General features: G+C 72.7%; 18 protein-coding genes and 2 pseudogenes. 13 read left to right on the top strand and 7 right to left on the bottom strand.

Annotation, left to right across the window (positions count from 1 at the left end):
- A pseudogene (locus tag ACFQ6N_RS37940) lies at positions 1-204 on the bottom strand (hypothetical protein); the annotation flags it as partial.
- 169 nt (positions 205-373) lie between these two features.
- Here ACFQ6N_RS37940 and ACFQ6N_RS37935 point away from each other — a divergent pair.
- Positions 374-643 carry a DUF1876 domain-containing protein gene (locus ACFQ6N_RS37935; protein ID WP_380658682.1) on the top strand — a complete coding sequence of 90 codons (270 nt, stop codon included), beginning with the start codon at positions 374-376 and terminating at the stop codon, positions 641-643.
- Complete coding sequence (locus tag ACFQ6N_RS37930; RefSeq protein WP_380658681.1) at positions 640-843, top strand: hypothetical protein; 204 nt, start codon at positions 640-642, stop codon at positions 841-843. Before ACFQ6N_RS37935 ends, ACFQ6N_RS37930 begins: the two co-directional genes overlap by 4 nt.
- A 72-nt stretch (positions 844-915) precedes the next feature.
- Here ACFQ6N_RS37930 and ACFQ6N_RS37925 read toward each other — a convergent pair whose 3' ends face one another.
- From ACFQ6N_RS37925 to ACFQ6N_RS37915, 3 genes are all read right to left on the bottom strand, one after another.
- Complete coding sequence (locus ACFQ6N_RS37925; protein ID WP_380658680.1) at positions 916-1,356, bottom strand: PPOX class F420-dependent oxidoreductase; 441 nt, start codon at positions 1,354-1,356, stop codon at positions 916-918.
- A gap of 240 nt (positions 1,357-1,596) precedes the next feature.
- A complete protein-coding gene (locus ACFQ6N_RS37920) occupies positions 1,597-3,123 on the bottom strand; it encodes an MFS transporter (protein WP_380658678.1) in 1,527 nt (508 codons plus the stop codon).
- Positions 3,124-3,343: 220 nt separating this feature from the next.
- On the bottom strand, positions 3,344-4,036 hold the full coding sequence (locus ACFQ6N_RS37915) for a TetR/AcrR family transcriptional regulator (protein ID WP_380658677.1): 693 nt from the start codon (positions 4,034-4,036) through the stop codon (positions 3,344-3,346).
- 292 nt (positions 4,037-4,328) lie between these two features.
- Here ACFQ6N_RS37915 and ACFQ6N_RS37910 point away from each other — a divergent pair, with 292 nt between their 5' ends.
- Positions 4,329-5,114 carry a VOC family protein gene (locus ACFQ6N_RS37910; protein WP_380658676.1) on the top strand — a complete coding sequence of 262 codons (786 nt, stop codon included), beginning with the start codon at positions 4,329-4,331 and terminating at the stop codon, positions 5,112-5,114.
- A gap of 56 nt (positions 5,115-5,170) precedes the next feature.
- On the opposite strand, the gene ACFQ6N_RS37905 is transcribed toward ACFQ6N_RS37910, so the two are convergent.
- On the bottom strand, positions 5,171-5,623 hold the full coding sequence (locus ACFQ6N_RS37905) for a hemerythrin domain-containing protein (RefSeq protein WP_380658674.1): 453 nt from the start codon (positions 5,621-5,623) through the stop codon (positions 5,171-5,173).
- A 96-nt stretch (positions 5,624-5,719) separates the two neighbouring features.
- Complete coding sequence (locus ACFQ6N_RS37900) at positions 5,720-6,328, bottom strand: TIGR03086 family metal-binding protein (RefSeq protein WP_380658673.1); 609 nt, start codon at positions 6,326-6,328, stop codon at positions 5,720-5,722.
- 215 nt (positions 6,329-6,543) lie between these two features.
- On the opposite strand from ACFQ6N_RS37900, the gene ACFQ6N_RS37895 reads away from it, so the two are divergent.
- Both ACFQ6N_RS37895 and ACFQ6N_RS37890 read left to right on the top strand, forming a co-directional pair.
- Positions 6,544-7,116: a DoxX family protein gene (locus ACFQ6N_RS37895; protein WP_380658671.1), complete on the top strand. Its 573-nt coding sequence runs from the start codon at positions 6,544-6,546 to the stop codon at positions 7,114-7,116.
- A 349-nt stretch (positions 7,117-7,465) separates the two neighbouring features.
- Positions 7,466-9,769 carry a M9 family metallopeptidase gene (locus ACFQ6N_RS37890; RefSeq protein ID WP_380658670.1) on the top strand — a complete coding sequence of 768 codons (2,304 nt, stop codon included), beginning with the start codon at positions 7,466-7,468 and terminating at the stop codon, positions 9,767-9,769.
- Between the two features lie 107 nt (positions 9,770-9,876).
- On the opposite strand, the gene ACFQ6N_RS37885 is transcribed toward ACFQ6N_RS37890, so the two are convergent.
- A complete protein-coding gene (locus ACFQ6N_RS37885) occupies positions 9,877-10,638 on the bottom strand; it encodes a PP2C family protein-serine/threonine phosphatase (RefSeq protein WP_380658669.1) in 762 nt (253 codons plus the stop codon).
- A 151-nt stretch (positions 10,639-10,789) separates the two neighbouring features.
- On the opposite strand from ACFQ6N_RS37885, the gene ACFQ6N_RS37880 reads away from it, so the two are divergent.
- From ACFQ6N_RS37880 to ACFQ6N_RS37845, 8 genes and pseudogenes are all read left to right on the top strand, one after another.
- Positions 10,790-11,953: an LLM class flavin-dependent oxidoreductase gene (locus ACFQ6N_RS37880; RefSeq protein WP_380658668.1), complete on the top strand. Its 1,164-nt coding sequence runs from the start codon at positions 10,790-10,792 to the stop codon at positions 11,951-11,953.
- A complete protein-coding gene (locus tag ACFQ6N_RS37875) occupies positions 11,950-12,618 on the top strand; it encodes an FMN reductase (RefSeq protein ID WP_380658667.1) in 669 nt (222 codons plus the stop codon). Before ACFQ6N_RS37880 ends, ACFQ6N_RS37875 begins: the two co-directional genes overlap by 4 nt.
- A gap of 252 nt (positions 12,619-12,870) precedes the next feature.
- Positions 12,871-14,544, top strand: coding sequence for an aspartate-alanine antiporter (aspT, locus tag ACFQ6N_RS37870; RefSeq protein ID WP_380658666.1), 1,674 nt, complete (start codon positions 12,871-12,873; stop codon positions 14,542-14,544).
- A gap of 126 nt (positions 14,545-14,670) precedes the next feature.
- Entirely contained in the window at positions 14,671-16,368 is a 1,698-nt protein-coding gene (gene aspT / locus ACFQ6N_RS37865; protein WP_380658665.1) for an aspartate-alanine antiporter, read from the top strand.
- 54 nt (positions 16,369-16,422) lie between these two features.
- A complete protein-coding gene (locus tag ACFQ6N_RS37860) occupies positions 16,423-18,078 on the top strand; it encodes a bifunctional aspartate transaminase/aspartate 4-decarboxylase (RefSeq protein WP_380658664.1) in 1,656 nt (551 codons plus the stop codon).
- Between the two features lie 13 nt (positions 18,079-18,091).
- Positions 18,092-19,201, top strand: a complete 1,110-nt coding sequence (locus ACFQ6N_RS37855) for a Dyp-type peroxidase (RefSeq protein ID WP_380658663.1) — start codon at positions 18,092-18,094, stop codon at positions 19,199-19,201.
- A gap of 13 nt (positions 19,202-19,214) precedes the next feature.
- The gene (locus ACFQ6N_RS37850) at positions 19,215-20,060 is read left to right on the top strand and encodes a family 1 encapsulin nanocompartment shell protein (protein WP_380658661.1); all 846 of its coding nucleotides are present in this window, start codon (positions 19,215-19,217) and stop codon (positions 20,058-20,060) included.
- 203 nt (positions 20,061-20,263) lie between these two features.
- Positions 20,264-20,359, top strand: a pseudogene (locus ACFQ6N_RS37845) (electron transfer flavoprotein subunit beta); the annotation flags it as partial.

Below are 20,359 nucleotides of genomic sequence, written 5' to 3'. Positions count from 1 at the left end.
CCCGTAGCCGACCGGCGGGCCCGGCTCGGCGGGCGTGGGGGGGGGGCCCGGCGGGGGCCGCCGCCCCGCGCCCCGCCGGGGCGGGGGCGGGGGGGGGCCCGGGGGGCGCCGGGGCCCCCCGACGAGGGCGAGGCCGATCGGGACGACGGCGCCCATGCCGAGCAGGACCAGCAGGTTCACCAGTTCGGTGGTGCCCTTGCCCATGGCGGACACACCCCCCTTGAACGCGTTCAAATAAGCTTCGCGGCCGACTCTACGCCGTTGACTTGAACGTGTTCAACTCGCCCTCGGGTCCGGAGCCCGCTCCGGCCGGCCTGGTGTTCACGCTGGGTGCGGCGCACTCTGGAGGGGTAACCGATGGAGGTGATCCGCCATGCAGACTCTGGTCGGTTGGCACATCGAGATGGAGTTCCGCGAGGACGGCCCGCGGACCAGCGCGGCCGCCATGCTCAGGCTCCGCGACGGCACCGAACTGCGTGCCCACGGCTACAGCAGCCGCCACCCCTCCGACCCGGACCAGCTGCGGGTCGGTGAGGAGATCGCGGGCGCCCGAGCGCTCAACGACCTCGCCTCCCAGCTGCTCACCAAGGCCCACGGCGAGATCCAGGCGGTCAGCCCGGTCCCGACCCACCCGCTGTCGTGACCACCCCGCGACCCGGGGACGGCGGCGCCGGACGGGACCCGGCCCGCCCCCGGATCCCGCTGATCTGCCCGCGCTGCGGGCACGAGCAGCAGGTCGTGCCCGGCGGTCCGGGGCGGGCGGTCAAGGTCGTCCACGTCGGGACCGGTCGGGAGGCCTGCGAGCCGGGGGACCTGGCGCGGGCGCCAGACGACGGGACGTGAGCCCGCCGGGGAGCCCCACCCGCCGGCAGGCTCCACCCGCCGGCAAGCCCCGGTGGGCCCGGTCGGCAGGCTCTAGTTGGCGCAGTACGAGGCCGGCGGCTGCCACTCCGGCCCGACCAGCCGTTGCTCCGGCCCGGTCGGGGTGACCCGGATGCCCACCGTCCCGGCCAGCCCCACGCGGAACCGGCTGCGGGCCAGGGCGAGCAGCGCCGTCAGGCCGTACTTGTTGATCAGCGAGATGCGGTAGCGCGCGGTCGCGTCGGCGTCGCAGAGCCGGGCGCGGGCCGGGACGGGGCGGCCGGTCGGCCGGCCGCGGGCGTCGCAGGGGCCGACCAGCACCCGGGGGTGGCGGCGGATCCGCTCGGCCTCGCCCGAGTGGGCGGCGGTCCAGATCCCGAGCGCCGTGCCGTCCGGCACCACCCAGAGCTGGGACTCCAGCCGGCCGCCGTCCTGGTCGAAGGTGGTGAGCAGGAGGTACCTGCTGTCGGCGAGCCGGTCGCTTCGGTCGTGCACGGTGTCCTCCCGCTGCGTCCGGGGTGGGCGACTCCATTCTCGTCCACGGGGGCGGGCAGTTCGAGAGGGCGGGGCTGTCCGTGTGGGGCGGGCCGGGAACCGGCCGACCCGAACGGGCGAGGGGCCCGGGAAACGGCGAGGGGGCCCGGGAAACGGGGAGGGGCCCGGAAACGGCGAGCGGCCCGCCCGGTGCCGTGAGACACCGGACGGGCCGCGTACGCACCCGAGCAACCCCTGGCGTCAGTGCACCAGCACCGGCACCTCGTCGTTCTTCGCGGCGTCCGCACCGGCGCCCGTCGCGTCCGGACGGCCGGCGTTGATGAAGGTGAAGGCGATCACGCCGGCCGCCACCAGGATCCCGAAGGACACCCAGATCGCGGTGGAGAAGCCGTGCACCATGCCCTGGAACTGCAGCGCCTTCGCGGCCTCCGGGGAGGAGGCGGCCGCGGCGGTGGCGTGCGAGGCGAGCCAGCTGGTGGTCGCGCTGGCCGCGATGGTGTTCAGCAGCGCGGTGCCGATGGCGCCGCCGACCTGCTGCGAGGTGTTGACCATCGCGGAGGCCACCCCGGCGTCGCGCGGCTGGACGCCGTGCGTGGCGAGGCTCATGGCCGGCATGAAGGCGGTACCCATGCCGAGGCCCATCAGGACCAGGCCGGGCAGGATCAGCGCCGGGTAGGAGGTGTCCAGGCTGATGTGGGTCAGCAGGAACATGCCGACCGAGGCGACCAGGAAGCCGGGCGCCATCAGGTAGCGCGCCGGGACCCGGGTCATCAGCCGGGCGCCGATCTGGGTCGAGCCGGTGATCATGCCCGCCACCATCGGCAGGAAGGCCACGCCGGTCAGCACCGGGCTGTAGCCGAGCACGATCTGCAGGTAGTAGGTCAGGAAGAGGAACAGACCGAACATGCCGATCACGGCCAGGCCCAGCGACAGGTACACGCCGCCGCGGTTGCGGTCCAGCACCACGCGCAGCGGCAGCAGCGGGGCCTTGACCTTGAGCTCCACCACCACGAAGGCGGCCAGCAGGACGGCGGCCGCGGCGAACAGGCCCAGGGTGCTGCCGGACGTCCAGCCGCTGGACTCGGCCCGGGTGAAGCCGTAGACCAGGGAGACCAGGCCGGTGGTCACCAGCAGGACGCCGGGGACGTCCAGCTTGTTGCGGTTGCGGCCCTCGGCGGGCTCGCGGATCACCAGCACGGCGCCGGCGGCGGCCACGATGGCGAACGGGATGTTGACGAAGAAGGTCCAGCGCCAGTTCATGTACTCGGTGAGCAGGCCGCCGAGGATCAGGCCGATGGCGCCACCGCCACCGGCGATCGCACCGTAGATGCCGAACGCCTTGGCGCGCTCCTTGGCCTCGGTGAAGGTCACCGCGAGCAGCGACAGCGCGGCCGGGGCGAGCAGCGCGCCGAACACGCCCTGCAGCGCGCGGGCGCCGAGCAGCATCGCGGTGTTGGCCGCGGCGCCGCCGAGCGCGGAGGCCAGGGCGAAGCCGGTCAGGCCGACGATGAAGGTCCGCTTGCGGCCCCACAGGTCGGAGATCCGGCCGCCGAACAGCAGCAGGCCGCCGAAGGCCAGCGCGTAGGCGGTGATCACCCACTGGCGGTTGCCGTCGGTGATGCCCAGGTCCCGCTGTGCGGACGGCAGGGCGATGTTCACGATGGTCGCGTCGAGGACGACCATCAGCTGGGCGAGGCCGATGAATATCAGCGCCTTCCAGCGCCTGGGATCGGGCAGCGTCGCCGGTCGGGCGTCGGTCTGGGACATGGGGGTACTCACTTCACGGTGCGTGGTGTGCGTGCGCGGTCGACTGCCGTACGGGAACGGTGGGTTGCCGTACGGTGAAAGGTGCTCGAAAGCACGGAAGCTCGGGGCACCCCGGAGGGCGCGCGGGTGCGCGCCGGGGCGCGGCCGCTCAGGAGCGCGGCTCGCCCGGTGCCACCGGTCGGGTCGGGCGTGGTGTCGGATCAGGCGTGGTCGGGCATGGTCAGGCGTGGTGGTCGGTCAGTTCCGGGTGGAAGTCCTCGAAGGTCGCCGCCCGGCCGGGCAGGACCGAACGGGCCGGCGCGCGCAGGCCGTCCAGGAACAGCTGCAGGTGCCGGTGGACGAAGTCGTCGAGGAGCCGGCAGGAGGTGCCCGGCAGCGGCCGGGTCAGCTGGCTCATCGCGATGAACAGGTCGCCGTGGTCGACGTCCGGCCGCAGCTCGCCCGCGGCCCGGGCGCGCTCCATCAGTCCGTTCACGGCGGACCGCAGGCGTTCCCGGATCTCGATCAGACCGGGGTCGTGCGGGTCGACATGGCTGGTGAAGAGCGTGCAGAGGCCGCCGACCTTCTCGGCGACGGTCGCGTGCGCGAACCGCTGCAGAGCGTCGAACGGGCCGTCGCCGTCCAGGGCGTCCGCCTCCGCCGTCGCCGTCTCGGCGAGGGCCAGGATGCGGTTCTTGACGAGCAGGGCCACCTCGTGGATCAGCGCCGTCCGGTCCGGGAAGTTCCGGTAGAGGGTGGCGTTGCCGACCCCCGCCCGCTTCGCGATCTCGTCCAGCGGCGCGTCCGCACCGTGTTCGACGAACGCGTCCCGGGCCGCCAGCACGATCCGCTCCCGGTTCCGGCTCGCGTCCGCACGCAGCTTGGGCGTACGGGCGCTCCCCGCGGGACGGACCGACTCGGCGGCGGTGGTCACGACGACTTCTCCTCCAGGATACCGGGGAACTTCTCCCCGCTTCTGCCAACGTACTCCGAAACGGGGAATCCGTCCCCGGAATTTCCGCACCCGATGTGACCTACGTCACACCATCGTCCGGCCGACACCGGAGTTCCCGGTCCTCTCTTTCGGATCTCGCCGGGTGCGCGACGCCGGGCATGGCGTCCCGGGGGTGCTCGGGGTCTCGTCCTAGGCTGTGGGCGTCCCGGGCGGCCGGTGGGCCGTGGGAGTCGGGAGGGGCCCGGCGGCCGGGCCGGCGAGGAGGTCCGCGATGGGCAGCGGTGAGACCGCCAGGGTGCGCTGCGTGGCAGCCGTTCCGTGCTGGGTGAGCCTGATCGCCCGTGACCTGGAGGCGGCCCGGGCGTTCTACGGGCCGCTGCTCGGCTGGGAGTTCGAGGCCGGGCCGGACCGTTTCGGGCCGTACGTGCACGCGGTGACCGGCGGGGAGGCGGTGGCCGGGCTCGGCGAGGCGGGCGGCGGGGCGATCCCGCTCGCCTGGACCTGCTACTTCGGGACGGAGGGCGCCGACGCCGCCGCCGACGCGGTGCGCGAGCGCGGCGCGACGCTGGCGGTCGGCCCGCTGGCCTTCGACGCCGGGCGGGTGGCCTTCGCGGCCGATCCGGCGGGCGCGGTGTTCGGCATCTGGGAGGGCCCGCCGGGCCGGGCCCGGAAGCTGGAGCTGCCCGGTGCGCCGGTCTGGATCGAGCTGCGCACCCCGGACCCGTTCGCGGCGGCGCTGTTCTACGGGGAGGTGTTCCGCTGGGACGGCCGGGACCCGGAGCGCTTCGACGTCCGCTGGGAGCACGACCGGGTGGTGCTGCGCGCGGAGGGGAACAGTGTCGCGGCGCTGGCCAAGGAGCGGGCGGGCGGCCCGGAGGGGACGCCGCCGCACTGGGAGGTGTCCTTCGCCGTCCCGGACGCGGACCGGGCGCTGGCCCGGGCCGTGGAGCTGGGCGGTTCGGCGCTCGGGCCGGCCTTCGACTCCCCGTACGGGCGGGTGGCCCGGCTGCGGGACGGTGAGGGCGCCCGGTTCGCGGTGATCAGCCCCAAGGACTGAGCCGCCCGGCCCGTGGGCCGGGCGGGTAGCCCCGAGGGCCGGGCCGCCCGGACGGCTCAGGGGTCGAGCGCCGCGCGCTCCGCCCGCAGCCGTTCGCCGAGCGCGGCGCGGGCGGCGGCGGGCAGGGCCTTGCGGGCGGCGGGGAACAGCCGTTCCTCCTCGCCGCGCAGGTGCCGCCGCAGGGTGTCGGCGAGGCCGCCCAGCAGGGTGTCGAAGGCCGGGTCGGCCGGGCTGAGGGTCTGGAGGTCGACGAGGTACTGCCCGATGGCCAGGTGGTCGTGGATGCTGCCGAAGACCAGTGCCCCGCCGTCGGGCACGTCGTGCTGGACGGCGGGGAAGAGGTGTTCCTCCTCGGCGGCGCAGTGGGCGAACAGCAGGTCGGTCAGCCGGGTCACCAGGTCGCCGCGCCCGGGGCTGCCGGGCGGCGCGGCTTCGATCGCGTCGAGCAGTTCGGTGACCGCCCGGTGGTCGGCGGTGAACTCGCCGAGGATGTCCGGCCTGCGGCTCATGGCGCGTCCGCCTCTCGCACGGAAGGGTGCCCCCGCACCTTCCAGTATCCGGCGTCGCGCCGTTCACCCGGGCCGGGCCCCGGGGCCCGGCCCCGGTCACTCCCCGTCCGGGGCCCCCGCCCGCCGCCCGGCGAGGGCCAGCAGCCGGGTCTGCGGGTCCGCGGCCCCGGGGACCGGCAGCGGCGGGTCGAAGAGGCCGCTGCCGGAGAGGTCGCCGTAGCCGGTGATCTCGCCGAGGGCGAAGTCGACGAGCTCTGCCGGGAGCGCGGTGCGCCGGCCGATTCCCTCGGCGAGGTCCCAGCTGTGGATGACCAGGTCGGTGGTGAGCTGGTCCCGGTAGTACTGGCCGGAGACGTCGGCGAAGGAGAGGTGGACGGTCAGTTCGTCGGCGCCGGGGACGGCCCAGGCCTGTCGGGCGGCTGCGGCGGCGTCCGTCCAGGCGGCGACCGGGTCGGTGCCGAGCACGTCGCCGTCGAAGCGGCCGCCGACCTCGGCGATGGTGGCGCCCATCAGCAGGTCGGGGACCCAGAGCTGTTCGCCGGTGAGGTGGTTGACCAGGTCGCGGACGGTCCAGTCGGTGCACGGGGTGGGGGAGTCCCACTGGTCGGGGGTGATCAGCCGGACGCGTTGGTCGAAGGCGGCCAGCGCCTCGGGGTACGGGGTGCCGGGGCGTGCCGCCCGCTGGTGCTGCCTGCGGTGAGCCATGCCTCCACCCTGCCCCGGGCCGGGCGGGGGCCGCGAGTCGCCTACGGGTCGTCAGTTGTTCAAATTCGAACTCCAAGGTACGGTCGGAGAAGCGGCCGGTTCAAATTTGAACAATGGCGCCGGGGTGACGACCCCCGCCCGCCGCCGCACCGCACCCCTTTCGCGTCGGCTCCGGCCGGCGCCGACCGACCGACCCTCGATCGATGGAGACGCGCATGCCGAGCAGCAGCCCGAGCACGACCGCCGCCACCAACCCCACCGTCCGCCCGGGCCTGGACTCGTCCGGCCCCGCGACGACCTCCCCGCACGCCTACGACGCCGGACTCCTGCTCCTGCGCCTCGTCCTCGGCCTGACCATGGCCGCGCACGGCAGCCAGAAGCTGTTCGGCTGGTTCGGCGGCGGCGGGATCGACGGCACCGGTCAGTTCTTCACCATGAGCGGGTACCCGGCCGGCAACGCCATGGCCGTGGTCGCCGGGCTCACCGAGACGCTGGGCGGACTCGCCCTCGCCGTCGGCCTGTTGACCCCGCTGGCGGGCGCCGCGATCGTCGGCACGATGGTCAACGCGATCGCCGTCACCTGGGGCGGCGGCTTCTTCGCCCCGAAGGGCAGCGAGTACGAGCTGCTGCTGACGGCCGGTGCCGCCGCGCTCGCGCTGACCGGCCCGGGCCGCTACGCCGTGGACCGCTTCCTGCCGGTGGTGCGGTCGCACCGCCTGGCGTACGGCGCGTCGGCGGTCGTGGTCGGCCTGCTGACGGCCGGTGTGATCCTGCTGCTGCGCAAGTAGCCGGATCTCCCCGATTAGCTTTCCCTGAGGGCGTGGTGACGAACCGTCACCACGCCCTCGGGCGTATCCGCGACGGCGCCCCCGCCGGGGTGACGCCCCGCCGCGCGGCACCCCGGGTCCGGGGGCGGTGTCCACCGGATCATCACCACGTATTCCGCGTGAATTCCCCGCAGACCGCGCACAACGCCCAGGGTTCCCAAGGGTATGTGATGTGTGCAATGGTACATGTCACATCCCCACCGTGTTCCCGGCGGAACCGCACCCCAATGCGGCGCCGTCGCCAACGGTCCTCGCCACCCCCACCGGCCGCGCCCCACATCGCGGCCGACGACGGCCCGGAGGCCCCCACGTGAGTCCTTCACGTCTGCTGCGACTCCCGCAGCTGGCACGATTGTTGACGCTCGTCCTGTCCCTGTTCCTGGCGGCCGGCCTGTTCGCCCCGCAGAGCCAGGCCGCTCCGGCCGCCGCCACTCCCGGCGGCGCGTCCACCCCGAACACCCCCGCCGGGCCGGCTCCCCAGCCCGCCACCGGCAGCCCCGAACGCGGTGCCGGCGAAGGCAAGTCGGCCCCGGCCGACCAGCGCGCCCCGCTGCCGCTGGACACCCGTCCGGCCGAGGTGAAGGCGTCCACCGCGCCGACCGTCAAGTCCTTCCGGCTCGGCGCGGCGGCCGAACAGCCCTGCGCCATCGGCGACTTCTCCGGCCGGACCGGCAGCGACCTGGTCCAGCACATCAAGGCCGCCGACATCCAGTGCATCAACAGCCTGTTCCAGCTCACCGGCGGCGACGCGCGGGGCGCGTTCCGCGAGGAGCAGATGTCCACCGTGGCGTACGCCCTGCGCGACGCGGCCGCCAGCTACCCGGGCGACAACTCCACCTCGGTCGAGCAGTTGGTGCTCTTCCTGCGCGCCGGCTACTTCGTGCAGTGGTACCACAAGGACGACGTCGGCGCGTACGGCACCGCCCTGCAGACCGCGATCCGCTCCGGCCTGGACGCGTTCTTCGCCAGTGCGCACTCGCGTGACGTCGCGGCGGGCAACGCGCCCATCCTGGGCGAGTCCGTCACCCTGATCGACAGCGCGCAGGAGAACGTCCGCTACCTGCCGGTGATCAAGCGGCTGCTGACCGACTACAACAGCGGCACCTGGAACCCGGGCGGCATGGCCTGGGCGGTCAACCCGGTCTTCACCGTGCTGTTCCGCGGCCACCAGGTGCCCGGCTTCGACGCGGCCGTCGAGGCCGACCCGAGCGTCCTGGACGCCCTGTCCGCCTTCGCGACCCGCAACAACGACCTGCTCGGCGGCGACTTCGGCGTGCTGGTCTACAACGCGAGCAAGGAGCTGGCCCGCTTCCTGAAGGACACGGCGCTCCAGGCCAAGGTCCGTCCGCTCGCCAAGGGCCTGGTCGACGCGTCCGCGCCGAACGGCCGCACCGTCTTCCAGTGGGCCGCGGTCGCCGACTCGGTCAGCTACTACGACGCCGCCAACTGTTCGTACTACGGCACCTGCAACGCCCCCGACCGGCTGAAGGCCGGCGTGCTGACGGTGAACTACACCTGCAGCCCGAGCATCAAGCTGATCGCCCAGGCGCTGGACAGCACCCAGCTGGGCACCGCCTGCACCAGCCTGACCGGCCAGGACGCGTTCTTCCACTCGGTGGTCAAGGACAACGGCCCGGTCAAGGACGACACGAACAACACGATCGAGGTCGTGGTCTTCCACTCCTCGCTCGACTACCAGGTGCTGGCCGCCGCCATCTACAAGATCGACACCAACAACGGCGGCATGTACCTGGAGGGCAACCCGGCGGCGGCCGGCAACCAGCCGCGCTTCCTCTGCTACGAGGCCGAGTGGGCCCGCCCGTCCTTCGAGATCTGGAACCTCAACCACGAGTACACCCACTACCTCGACGGCCGGTTCGACATGTACGGCGACTTCAACGCCGGCATGACCACCCCGACCGTCTGGTGGGTCGAGGGCTTCGCCGAGTACGTCTCCTACTCGTACCGCAAGGTCGACAACGACGCCGCCATCGCCGCCGCCGGCCGCCACACCTACAAGCTGAGCGACCTCTTCGACACGGGCTACGGCGACCAGGACCGGGTCTACCGCTGGGGCTACCTGGCCGTCCGCTACATGCTGGAGCAGCACCGCTCCGACATGGACGCGGTGCTCGCCAAGTACCGGGTGGGTGACTGGGCCGGTGCCCGCACCCTCCTGAAGACCACCATCGGCACCCGCTACGACGCCGGCTTCGACAGCTGGCTGACCGCCTGCGCGGGCGGCGCCTGCGCCGGCGGCGGCACGCCCACCATCCCGCAGCTCCCGGAGTGCGCCGGCGCCGACACCCGGCAGCTGGACGCCAACTGCGCCCGCAGCAATGTCGCGGCCACCACGGGCAACTACGCGCACTTCTACCTCACGGTGCCGGCCGGCACCAAGCAGGTGAAGATCACCACCAGTGGCGGCACCGGCAACGGCGACCTCTACTACAACCCGGGCGGCTGGGCGTACACCGACGCGAACACCGCGCGCTCGACCGGTCCGGACAACTCGGAGACGCTGACCGTCACCAACCCGCCGGCCGGCTACGTGTTCTTCAGCCTCTACGCCCAGCAGGGCTTCAGCGGGGTGACCGTCACGAGCGAATTCTGAGCCGACCGCGGCGAAACCAGACAGGTGACCGCCCCGGCGGAGCGCTTCGGCGCCCCGTCGGGGCGGGTCTGTGCCCGCGCGGGCAACGCCCGGGCGGGCGGTGGTGCTCAGGCGCCGACCCGCACCAGCGCCAGGGTGATGTTGTCCGGCCCGCCGGCCTCGATCGCCGCCCGCCACAGCTCGAACGCGGCCTTGCCGTCGGCGCGCTCGGCACCGTCCTGCGGCCGGGCCAGCAGTGCGGCCAGGTCCTCCTCGGGCACCGGGTCGGTCAGGCCGTCGCTGCACACCAGGTACCGGTCGCCGGGCGCCAGCGGGTCGGTCCGGACGTGCGGTTCGACGAAGGTGAGCCCGAGCGAGCCGCCGAGGGTCTGGGTGACCACCGAAGTGGTGCGCCGTCCGGGTGGCAGCGGCGGGCTGTCGTCCACGCTGACCCGGCGAAGCCCGTCCCCGGTGATCCGGTAGACCCGGCTGTCGCCGACGTTGAAGGCCACCACCCGGTCGGCCAGCAGCACCAGCCCGGCGACGGTGGTGCCCATCGCGGCGAGCTCCGGCTCCTCGGCGGCGGCCGCGTAGACGGCCCGGTTGCACTCCAGCAGCTCCTCCCGGACGGCCTCCTCGCCGTCCAGGGCGTCCCCGTCGGCGGCGAGCCGGCGGGCGACCAGGGCGCTGGCGACCTCGCCGCCGGGGTGGCCGCCGAGGCCGTCGGCCACCGCGACCACGCAGGGCCGGCCGAGCGGGAAGAGCAGGGTCTGCGGGTTGCCGGTCACGGTGGCGCAGAGGGTCCACGGCCCGACCGTGAGGCTGTCCTCGTTGTGCTCCCGTACCAGGCCCTCGTGGCTGAGCGCGCTCACCGCGATGTACGGCGCCATCGTCCGCCGCCCTTTCCGGGGCCGCCGCGACCGTCGCGGCCCCGCCTTCCATTGTGGGCGGGAATAACGTCCGCCACCCGACTGCTAAGGTGGTTGAAAGTTCTACTACCTGGGCCGAGGGCCCGGGCCTACCTGGAGTGCGGTGAGCAGCATGCAGTTCGGAATCTTCTCCGTCGGCGACGTGACGACCGACCCCACCACCGGCCGCACCCCGAGCGAGCACGAGCGGATCAAGGCCATGGTGGCGATCGCGCGCAAGGCCGAGGAGGTCGGCCTGGACGTCTTCGCGACCGGTGAGCACCACAACCCGCCGTTCGTCCCGTCCTCGCCGACGACCATGCTCGGCTACATCGCCGCGCAGACCGACCGCATCATCCTCTCCACGTCGACGACCCTGATCACCACCAACGACCCGGTGAAGATCGCCGAGGACTTCGCGATGCTCCAGCACCTGGCCGAAGGCCGGGTCGACGTGATGATGGGCCGCGGCAACACCGGCCCGGTCTACCCGTGGTTCGGCAAGGACATCCGCCAGGGCATCCCGCTGGCCATCGAGAACTACGCGCTGCTGCGTCAGCTGTGGCGCGACGAGGTGGTGGACTGGCAGGGCCGCTTCCGCACCCCGCTGCAGGGCTTCACCTCCACCCCGCGCCCGCTGGACGAGGTGCCGCCGTTCGTCTGGCACGGCTCGATCCGCAGCCCCGAGATCGCCGAGCAGGCCGCCTACTACGGTGACGGCTTCTTCGCGAACAACATCTTCTGGCCCAAGGAGCACTTCCGGAAGCTGGTGAACCTCTACCGCGAGCGCTACGCCCACTACGGCCACGGCACGCCCGAGCAGGCGGTCGTCGGCCTCGGCGGGCAGGTGTTCATGCGGAAGAACTCCCAGGACGCGGTGCGCGAGTTCCGTCCGTACTTCGACAACGCGCCGGTGTACGGGCACGGGCCCTCGCTGGAGGAGTTCACCGAGCAGACCCCGCTGACCGTCGGCAGCCCGCAAGAGGTCATCGAGAAGACGCTGGGCTTCCGTGAGACCTTCGGCGACTACCAGCGCCAGCTGTTCCTGATGGACCACGCCGGTCTGCCGCTGAAGACCGTGCTGGAGCAGCTGGACCTGCTCGGCGAGGAGGTCGTGCCGGTGCTGCGCGAGGAGTTCGCCAAGGGCCGCCCGGCCGGGGTGCCGGAGGGGCCGACCCACGCCGCGCTGGTCGCGGCCCGGGACGCGCGGGCGAGTGAGGCGGCTGTCGGGGCGTCCGTCGGGACGGCCGTCGGGACTGCTGTCGGGAACGAGGAGAAGACGGAGGCGGCCAAGTGAGCGGGTTCAAGCTGGTGGTGGTGAGCGCCGGGCTGAGCAAGCCGTCCTCGACGCGCCTGCTGGCGGACCGGCTGGCCGACGCGACCGTGCGCCGGCTCGCCCGGGACGGGCGGGAGGCCGAGGTCACCGTGGTCGAACTGCGCGACCTGGCCGTGGAGATCGCGAACAACTTCGTGACCGGCTTCCCCGGCCCCGCGCTGAGCGAGGCGGTCCGGGCGGTCACCGAGGCGGACGGGCTGATCGCGGTGACGCCGATCTTCACGGCCTCCTACAGCGGCCTGTTCAAGTCGTTCTTCGACGTGGTCGACAACGACGCGCTCACCGGAAAGCCGGTCCTGATCGCCGCCACCGGCGGCACTGCCCGGCACTCGCTCGCCCTGGAGCACGCCGTCCGCCCGCTGTTCAGCTACCTGCGCGCGGTGGTGCTGCCGACCGCCGTCTACGCGGCCACCGACGACTGGGGCGCGGCGGGGGACGGGCTCACCGACGGGCTGCCGCGCCGGATCGACCGCGCGGCGGGCGAGCTGTCGGCCCTGCTGTCGGGCGGTGGCCCGGCGGCGCCGGCGGTGCCCGGGCAGCCGGTGTCGGGACAGTCGGCGGCCGAGCAGTCGGCGGTCGAGCAGGTGGTGCCGTTCGAGCAGCAGTTGGCGGCACTGCGGGTCTGAGCCGGCCCGGGTCGCCAGGGGGTCGCGGGCCCCACGAGGGGCGGGTGCGCGAGGGCGCGCCCGCCCTTCGGCGTACATCCCTTCGGAGTGCGCCCTTCGGCGTGCGTCCCGTCCGGCCTGGCCGACGGGGTCGTTCGGATGCGCGTCGACCGCGCCGAATTGTCCGCTATGCGGTGTAATCATTCCCATGATCAGATTAATGCTGGTCCGCCCTCTCCCCGGCGCCCCCGCACCCCGCCGGGAGCGGATGCCGTGAACCTGCTGCGGGAGAACCCCGTCCTCGCACTCTTCGTCTGCCTCGCGCTCGGCTACCTGGTCGGCAAGCTGCGGGTGGGCCCGATCCAACTCGGCGGAATCTGCGGCACGCTGATCGTCGCGATGCTGATCGGCAGCCGGCACGTCAGCGTCAACGCCGACGTCAAGAACGTCGCCTTCGCGCTGTTCATCTTCTCGCTCGGCTACATCGCCGGCCCGCAGTTCTTCGCCAACCTCAACGCCAAGGGCCTGCGCTTCGCGGTGCTCTGCGTCATGGAGGCGGTGCTGGTCGTCGGCATGGCGTACGGCATCGGCAAGGGCTTCGACCTGGACGTCGGCACCGCGGCCGGCATCCTGGCCGGGGCCGCCACCGAGTCGGCCGTGGTCGGCACCGCCCAGGAGGCGATCTCCAACCTCTCGGGCATCAGCGCCGACCAGTCCGCGCAGCTCCAGAACCACGTCGCCGCCGCCTACTCGGTCTGCTACCTCTTCGGCCTGGTCTCCATCGTGCTGCTGACCAGCCAGGTGTTCCCGCTGGTCATGCGGATCAAGCTGCCCGAGGCCTCCCGGGAGCTGTGGGAGCGGATGCGCGGCGGCAAGGGCACGCTGGGCGCCGACGAGCTGCCCGCGCTGCCCCCGCTGGTCGGCCGCACCTACCTGGTCTCCCAGGGCGAGGGCTCGACCGTGGCCGGGGTCGAGGAGGTCCAGTCGGGCCTGGTCACCGTCGAGGGCGTCCGGCGCGACGGCCGTACGCTCCGGCTCGCCCAGGACCTCCGGCTGCGCCGCGGCGACCTGGTGCTGCTGGTCGGCCGGCGCGAGGCGGTCATCGACACCGGCCACGAACTGGGGCCGGAGACCTCCGGGGTGCCCGGCCTGGACAGCCCGCTGGTGGTCCGCGACATCGTCCTCACCAACCGGGACTTCGTCGGCCGTACGGCGGGGGAGCTGTCCGTCGAACAGCCGTCGGCGACCTCCGGGATCTACCTGACCGACGTCCGGCGGGTCGACCAGCACCTGCCCGCCGTCTCCGACACCGAACTGCACCGCGGTGACACGGTGACCGTCACCGGCGCCCGCTCGGCCGTCGAGCGGTTCGCCGCCAAGGCCGGCATCAGCATCCGAAAGGACGCCATCGACTACATCTACATCAGCCTCGGCATCTGCGTCGGCGTGCTGATCGGCCTGGTCACCGTGCACGCCGGGGGCGCCGCGCTCTCGCTCGGCGCCGGCGGCGGCTGCCTGATCTCCGGCCTGGTCTTCGGCTGGTTCCGCGCCCAGCGGCCCACCTTCGGCGCCTACCCGCCGGTCGCCGCGCAGACCGCCAAGGACCTCGGGCTGTCGGTGTTCATCGCGGTCACCGGCCTGGCGGCCGGCCCCGACGCCGCCGCCCTGCTCCGGGACCACCCGGTGCTGCTGCCGGCCGCCGGGATCCTCATGGTGACCGTCCCGGCCGTGCTCTCGCTGTTCGTCGGCCGGAAGCTGCTGAAGATCGATCCGCCGGTCCTGGTCGGCGCCATCGCGGGCCAGCAGTGCAGCACCCCGGCGATCACCGCCATCACCAACGTGGCGCAGAGCAGCATCCCGATGCTGGGCTACACGATCACCTACACCATCTCCAACTTCCTGCTCCCGCTCACCGGACCGATCCTGGTCGGCCTGCTGGGAGCGTGACATGACGCATCGTCAGACGACTCCGAACCGTCGGAAAGCACCGAACCGTCGGAAAGCACCGAACCGTCAAGCACCGCCGAACCGCCAGACGCCGACGCCGCCGTGCGGCGAGAGGGGAACGGGCCCGTGGGCTGGATCACCGACCACGTCTTCAAGCCGTACCCGGAACTGCTGATCTTCCTGACCATCGCGGTCGGCTTCCTGGTCGGCCGGATCCACTACCGGGCGATCGGCCTGGGCGCCGTCACCGGCTGCCTGGTCGCGGGCCTGTTCACCGGCTGGCTCACCGACGTCCCGATCAACGGGACGGTCAAGTCGGTGTTCTTCATCATGTTCCTGTTCGCCCTCGGCTACAAGGTCGGCCCGCAGTTCTTCCGCGGCCTCCGACGCGACGGCCTGCCGCAGGTCGGCGTCGCCGTGGTGGTCTGCCTGGCCGGGCTGGGCGTCTGCTACGGCTTCGCGGGGCTGCTCGGCTACGGCCCCGGGCTCGGCGCCGGACTGCTCGGCGGCGCGCTCACCCAGTCCGCCGTCATCGGCGTCGCCCAGGACGCCATCGGCCAGATCCACGGGCTGAGCGCCGACCAGATCAAGGAGCAGCAGAACCTCGTCCCGATCGCCTACGCCGTCACCTACCCGCTCGGCACCATCCTGTGCGCCGTCCTGCTCGCCAACATCGCGCCCCGGCTGCTGCGCAGCGACCTCGCCCAGGAGAGCCGCGACCTGGCCGCCGAGCTGGACGCGCCGGAGACCGACCCCGACCTCGGCGAGGGCTACTACGAAGTGGTGCTGCGGGCCTTCACCGCCGTGAACGGCACCGTCGGCCGCACCATCGAGGACGTCGAGGCGCAGCAGCGGCAGCAGGGCCGGCGGATCTACGTCACCCGGGTCCGGCGCGAGGGGGAGATCCTGGCGCACTCCCAGCAGACCGTCATCGAACGCGGCGACGTGCTCGCGGTCAGCGCCCTGCGGCACGACCTGGTCGAGTTCGACCCGGTCGCCCGGATCGGCCCGGAGACCGACGACGCCGGGCTGCTGAGCTACCAGACCGAACACCTGCACGTGGTGGTGTCCGAGAAGGCGCAGCTCGGCAGGACCGTCGCGGAAGTGCGCCGGGAGCCGTTCATGGTCGGGGTGTTCATCGACAAGGTGTACCGCTCGGGCGCCGAGTTCCCGTACCGGCTCTCCACTCCGCTGGAGCGCGGCGACACCCTGGTGCTCACCGGGCCCAAGCGGCTGGTCGACCCGGCCTGCCGGGCGCTCGGCAAGCCGGTGCCGACCAGCTTCGCCACCGACATGACCTGGGTGGGTCTGGGCATCTTCCTGGGCGGCTGCATCGGCATCCCCGCGCTGACGGCGGGGGGCGTGCCGATCAGCCTCTCCACCTCCGGCGGCGCGCTGATCATGGGCCTGGTGTTCGGCTGGATCCGCGGCAGGTACCCGACGTTCGGGAACGTGCCGCCCGGCGCGCAGTGGTTCATGGACACCTTCGGGCTCTGCGCCTTCGTGGCGATCGTCGGCATCAACGCCGGCCCGGGCTTCACCAGCGGTCTGTCCCAGGCGGGTTGGGGGCTGCTGGTGTGGGGTGCGGTGGCCACCGTGCTCCCGCTGGTCGCCGGGCTGCTGGTCGGCCGGCTGGTGTTCCGGATGCGCACCCCGATCCTGATGGGCGTGGTGGCCGGCGCCCAGACCACCACCGCGGCCATCGGCGCCATCAACGAGGCCGCCCGCAGCCAGATCCCGACCCTCGGCTACACGATCCCGTACGCGGCGGGCAACGTCCTGCTGACCATCTGGGGCGCCGTCATCGTCGCCCTGCTCGGCTGAGAAGCCGCCGAGAAGCCGCCGAGAAGCCGTTTCCCAAGGAGATTCGAGGACGCCATGACGAAGCCCACGATCGGTCGCGAGGAGATCCGCCGACTGGCCCGGCTCAGCCCCTTCGAGCTGAAGGGCGAGTTCATCCGCCTGGCCGAGGCCTACCAGCGGGACCGGCCCGGACAGAAGGGCAAGAGCTCCGCCCACATGCTCAACGCCGGGCGCGGCAACCCGAACTGGGTCTGCACCGGCCCCCGCGAGGCCTTCCTCGCACTCGGCCACTTCGCGCTGTCCGAGAGCCGCCGGGTCTGGACCGCCGACGACCTCGGCGGCATGCCGGAGCAGAACGGCATCGCCGGCCGCTTCGACGCCTTCGTGCGCAGCCACCCCGAGCTGCCCGGCATCGACCTGCTCCGGCGCAGCGCCGAACTCGCCGTCGACCGCTTCGGGTTCGACCGGGACGCCTTCCTCCACGAGCTCGCCGACGCGAGCATCGGCGACAACTACCCCGTCCCCGACCGGATGCTGGTGCATGCCGAGCAGATCGTCCGCGGCTACCTCCAGGACGAGCTGATGGACCGGCGCCCGCCGTCGCCGCAGCAGCCCGAACTGTTCGCGACCGAGGGCGGCACCGCCGCGATGTGCTACGTCTTCGACTCGCTGATGCGCAACGGCATCCTGCACAAGGGCGACAAGATCGCCCTGATGGTGCCGGTGTTCACCCCGTACATCGAGATCCCCGAACTGGACGCCTACAAGTTCGAGGTGGTCGAGATCCAGGCCAACAAGCTGGTCGAGACCGGTGTGCGGGAGTGGCGCTACCCGGAGGAGGAGGTCGCCAAGCTGGCCGACCCGGACATCAAGCTGCTCTGCCTGGTCAACCCGAGCAACCCGCCCTCGCTGGCGCTCTCGCGGCAGGTCACCGAGCAGATCAAGCAGATCGTGGCCACCGCCAACCCGGACCTGGTCATCGTCACCGACGACGTCTACGGCACCTTCGTCGACGGCTTCCGCACCATCGCCGCCGAACTGCCGCGCAACACCCTGCTCGTCTACTCGTACTCCAAGCACTACGGCGCCACCGGCCACCGCCTCGGCGTGATCGGCCTCGACCGGGACAACGTCATCGACGGGCTGATCGCGGGCCTCCCGGCGGAGGAGAAGGAGCGGCTCGCCGGGCGGTACGGCACGCTCAGCCTGGAGCCCGGGAAGATCCGCTTCATCGACCGGCTGGTCGCCGACTCCCGGCAGGTCGCGCTCAACCACACCGCCGGGCTCAGCCTGCCGCAGCAGGTCCAGATGGTGCTCTTCTCGCTGTTCGCCCTGCTGCCGGAGGGCAAGGCGTACAAGGCGCGGGTGCAGGCCATCGTCCGGCAGCGGCTCGACCTGCTGATGGAGGGCTCCGGGATGAAGATCTCGGACGACCCCGGGCGGGCCGGGTACTACATCGAGCTGGACCTGCTGGCCGAGGCGGAGCGGGTCGCGGGCAAGGACTTCGCGACCTTCCTGGAGAAGAACTACGAGCCCACCGAGCCGCTTTTCCGGCTCGCCGAGCAGACCGGCGTGGTGCTGCTCAACGGCGGCGGCTTCGACGGGCCGGAGTGGTCGGTCCGGGTCTCGCTCGCCAACCTCGACGACCTCGACTACCTGAAGATCGGGCACCACCTGAAGCAGATCTTCGCGGACTACCGCGCCGAGTGGGAAGCCTCCCGCGCGTCCTGAGGAGGACCACGCCATGCAGCACCCCGTGCCATCGGAATCCTCGTGGGACCGGAGCGGCCGGTCCGAACCGCAGGCCGTGCTCTCCCCGCTGACCGGTGCGGCCGTCTTCCTGGTCCTCACCGTCCGGCCCGGCGGGGAGGACGCCGTCCGCGCCCTGCTGCCCGACCTCGCCGGGCTGCGCCGCTCGGTCGGCTTCCGGGCCCCCGAGGGCGGCCTCACCTGTGTCACCGGCCTCGGCTCCGCACTCTGGGACCGCCTGTTCGACGGCCCCCGGCCGGCCGCCCTGCACCCCTTCCGGGACGTGGCCGGCACCCGCCACCGGGCCCCGGCCACGCCCGGCGACCTGCTGCTGCACCTGCGGGCCGAACGGATGGACCTCTGCTTCGAGCTGGCCGGGCAGCTCACCGACCGGCTCGCCGGGGCGGCCACCGTGGTCGACTCCGTCCAGGGCTTCAAGTACTTCGACGACCGGGACCTGCTCGGCTTCGTCGACGGCACCGAGAACCCCGAGGGCCGGGCCGCCGAGCACGCCGCGCTGATCGGCGCCGAGGACCCGGACTTCGCGGGCGGCAGCTACGTCGTCGTCCAGAAGTACCTGCACGACCTGGACGCGTGGAACGCGCTCGGCGTCGAGGAGCAGGAGGGCGCGGTCGGCCGCACCAAGCTCGCCGACATCGAGCTGGCCGACGACGTCAAACCCGCGGACTCGCACGTGGCGCTCACCGTGATCACCGGCCCGGACGGCGAGGAGCGGAAGATCGTCCGCTTCAACATGCCGTTCGGCTCCTTCACGGGCGGCGGCGAGTTCGGCACCTACTTCATCGGCTACGCCGGCGACCCCGGGGTGACCGAGGAGATGCTGCGCAACATGTTCGTCGGCAACCCGCCCGGCACCACCGACCGGCTGCTCGACTTCTCCACCGCCGTCACCGGTTCGCTCTTCTTCGTGCCGACCGCCGGCCTCCTGGCCTCCCCGCCGCCGGCGCCCGCCGCCGCCTCTGCCTCTGCCTCCGCCGCCTCCGCCTCGGCCGCCGCACCTGCACCCGCCCCCGCCGCCGCACCCGCCCCCGTTCCGGCCGCCGACGGCTCGCTCGGCATCGGCAGCCTCCGACCGACCCGCTGAACAGGACCCTCGCATGAACAACCTCCACCGGGATCTCGCCCCGATCTCCGCCGCCGCATGGGAGGAGATCGAGGAGGAGGCCCGTCAGACCTTCAGGCTGCACATCGCCGGCCGCCGGGTGGTCGACCTGAACGGCCCCGGGGACGCCACCCTCGCCGCCGTCGGCACCGGCCACCTGAGCGGCATCGAACCCCCGCTGGACGGCGTCGGGGCCCAGGCCCGGGCGGCCCAGCCGGTGGTCGAGCTGCGGGTCCCCTTCACCGTCCGCCGGGACGCCGTGGACGACGTCGAACGCGGCTCCCGGGACTCCGACTGGCAGCCGGTCAAGGACGCCGCCCGCACCCTCGCCCTCGCCGAGGACCGCGCCGTCTTCGAGGGCTACCGCGCCGCCGCCATCGACGGCATCCGGGCGTCCTCCACCAACCCGCCGGTCCGGCTCCCCGAGGACGTGCGGGAGTACCCCGAGGCGGTCAGCCGCGCGCTCACCGCCCTGCGCCTGGCCGGCGTCGGCGGCCCGTACTCGCTGCTCCTCGGCGCCGAGGCCTTCACCGCCGTCAACGAGACCAGCGACCACGGCTACCCCGTCCACAACCACCTCGCCCGGCTGCTGGACGGCGACATCATCTGGGCCCCGGCCATCGAGGGCGCCTTCCTGCTCTCCACCCGGGGCGGTGACTTCGAGCTCTTCCTCGGCCAGGACGCGTCCGTCGGCTACCTCTCCCACGACGCCGAGACGGTCCGGCTCTACCTCCAGGAGTCGCTGACCTTCCGGGTGTACACGGGGGAGGCCGCCGTCGCCCTGGGCGGCGCGGCCTCCGCGGAGGGTTCACGGCCCCCCGGGCACCTGGAAGGGTACTGAGTTCCTTTACGAGGGGTACTGAGTGCCGTATTCTCTGGGTGGAGCCTCTGACGCCAGTCGAAGAGAGCCGACACGGTAGGCCGGTCCAGGTGGTGCTCGTGGCGCGCGGGTCGCGTCCGGGCCGGCTTGGCACTCAGTACCCTCGGCATGACCTGAGGCCATGCATCCAGTGCACCCGTGCACCCGTGACAGGAGAACCGCTCATGAGCTTGAGGATCGTCGTCTGTGTGAAGTACGTGCCGGACGCGACGGGTGACCGTCGTTTCGGGGACGACCACACCACCGACCGGGAGGGCGTG

The sequence above is a fragment of the Kitasatospora sp. NPDC056446 genome (assembly GCF_042796115.1).
Taxonomy (GTDB): Bacteria; Actinomycetota; Actinomycetes; order Streptomycetales; family Streptomycetaceae; genus Kitasatospora.
The sequence above is the reverse complement of the archived record's forward strand: the minus strand, read 5'-3'. Positions and strand labels throughout refer to the sequence as shown.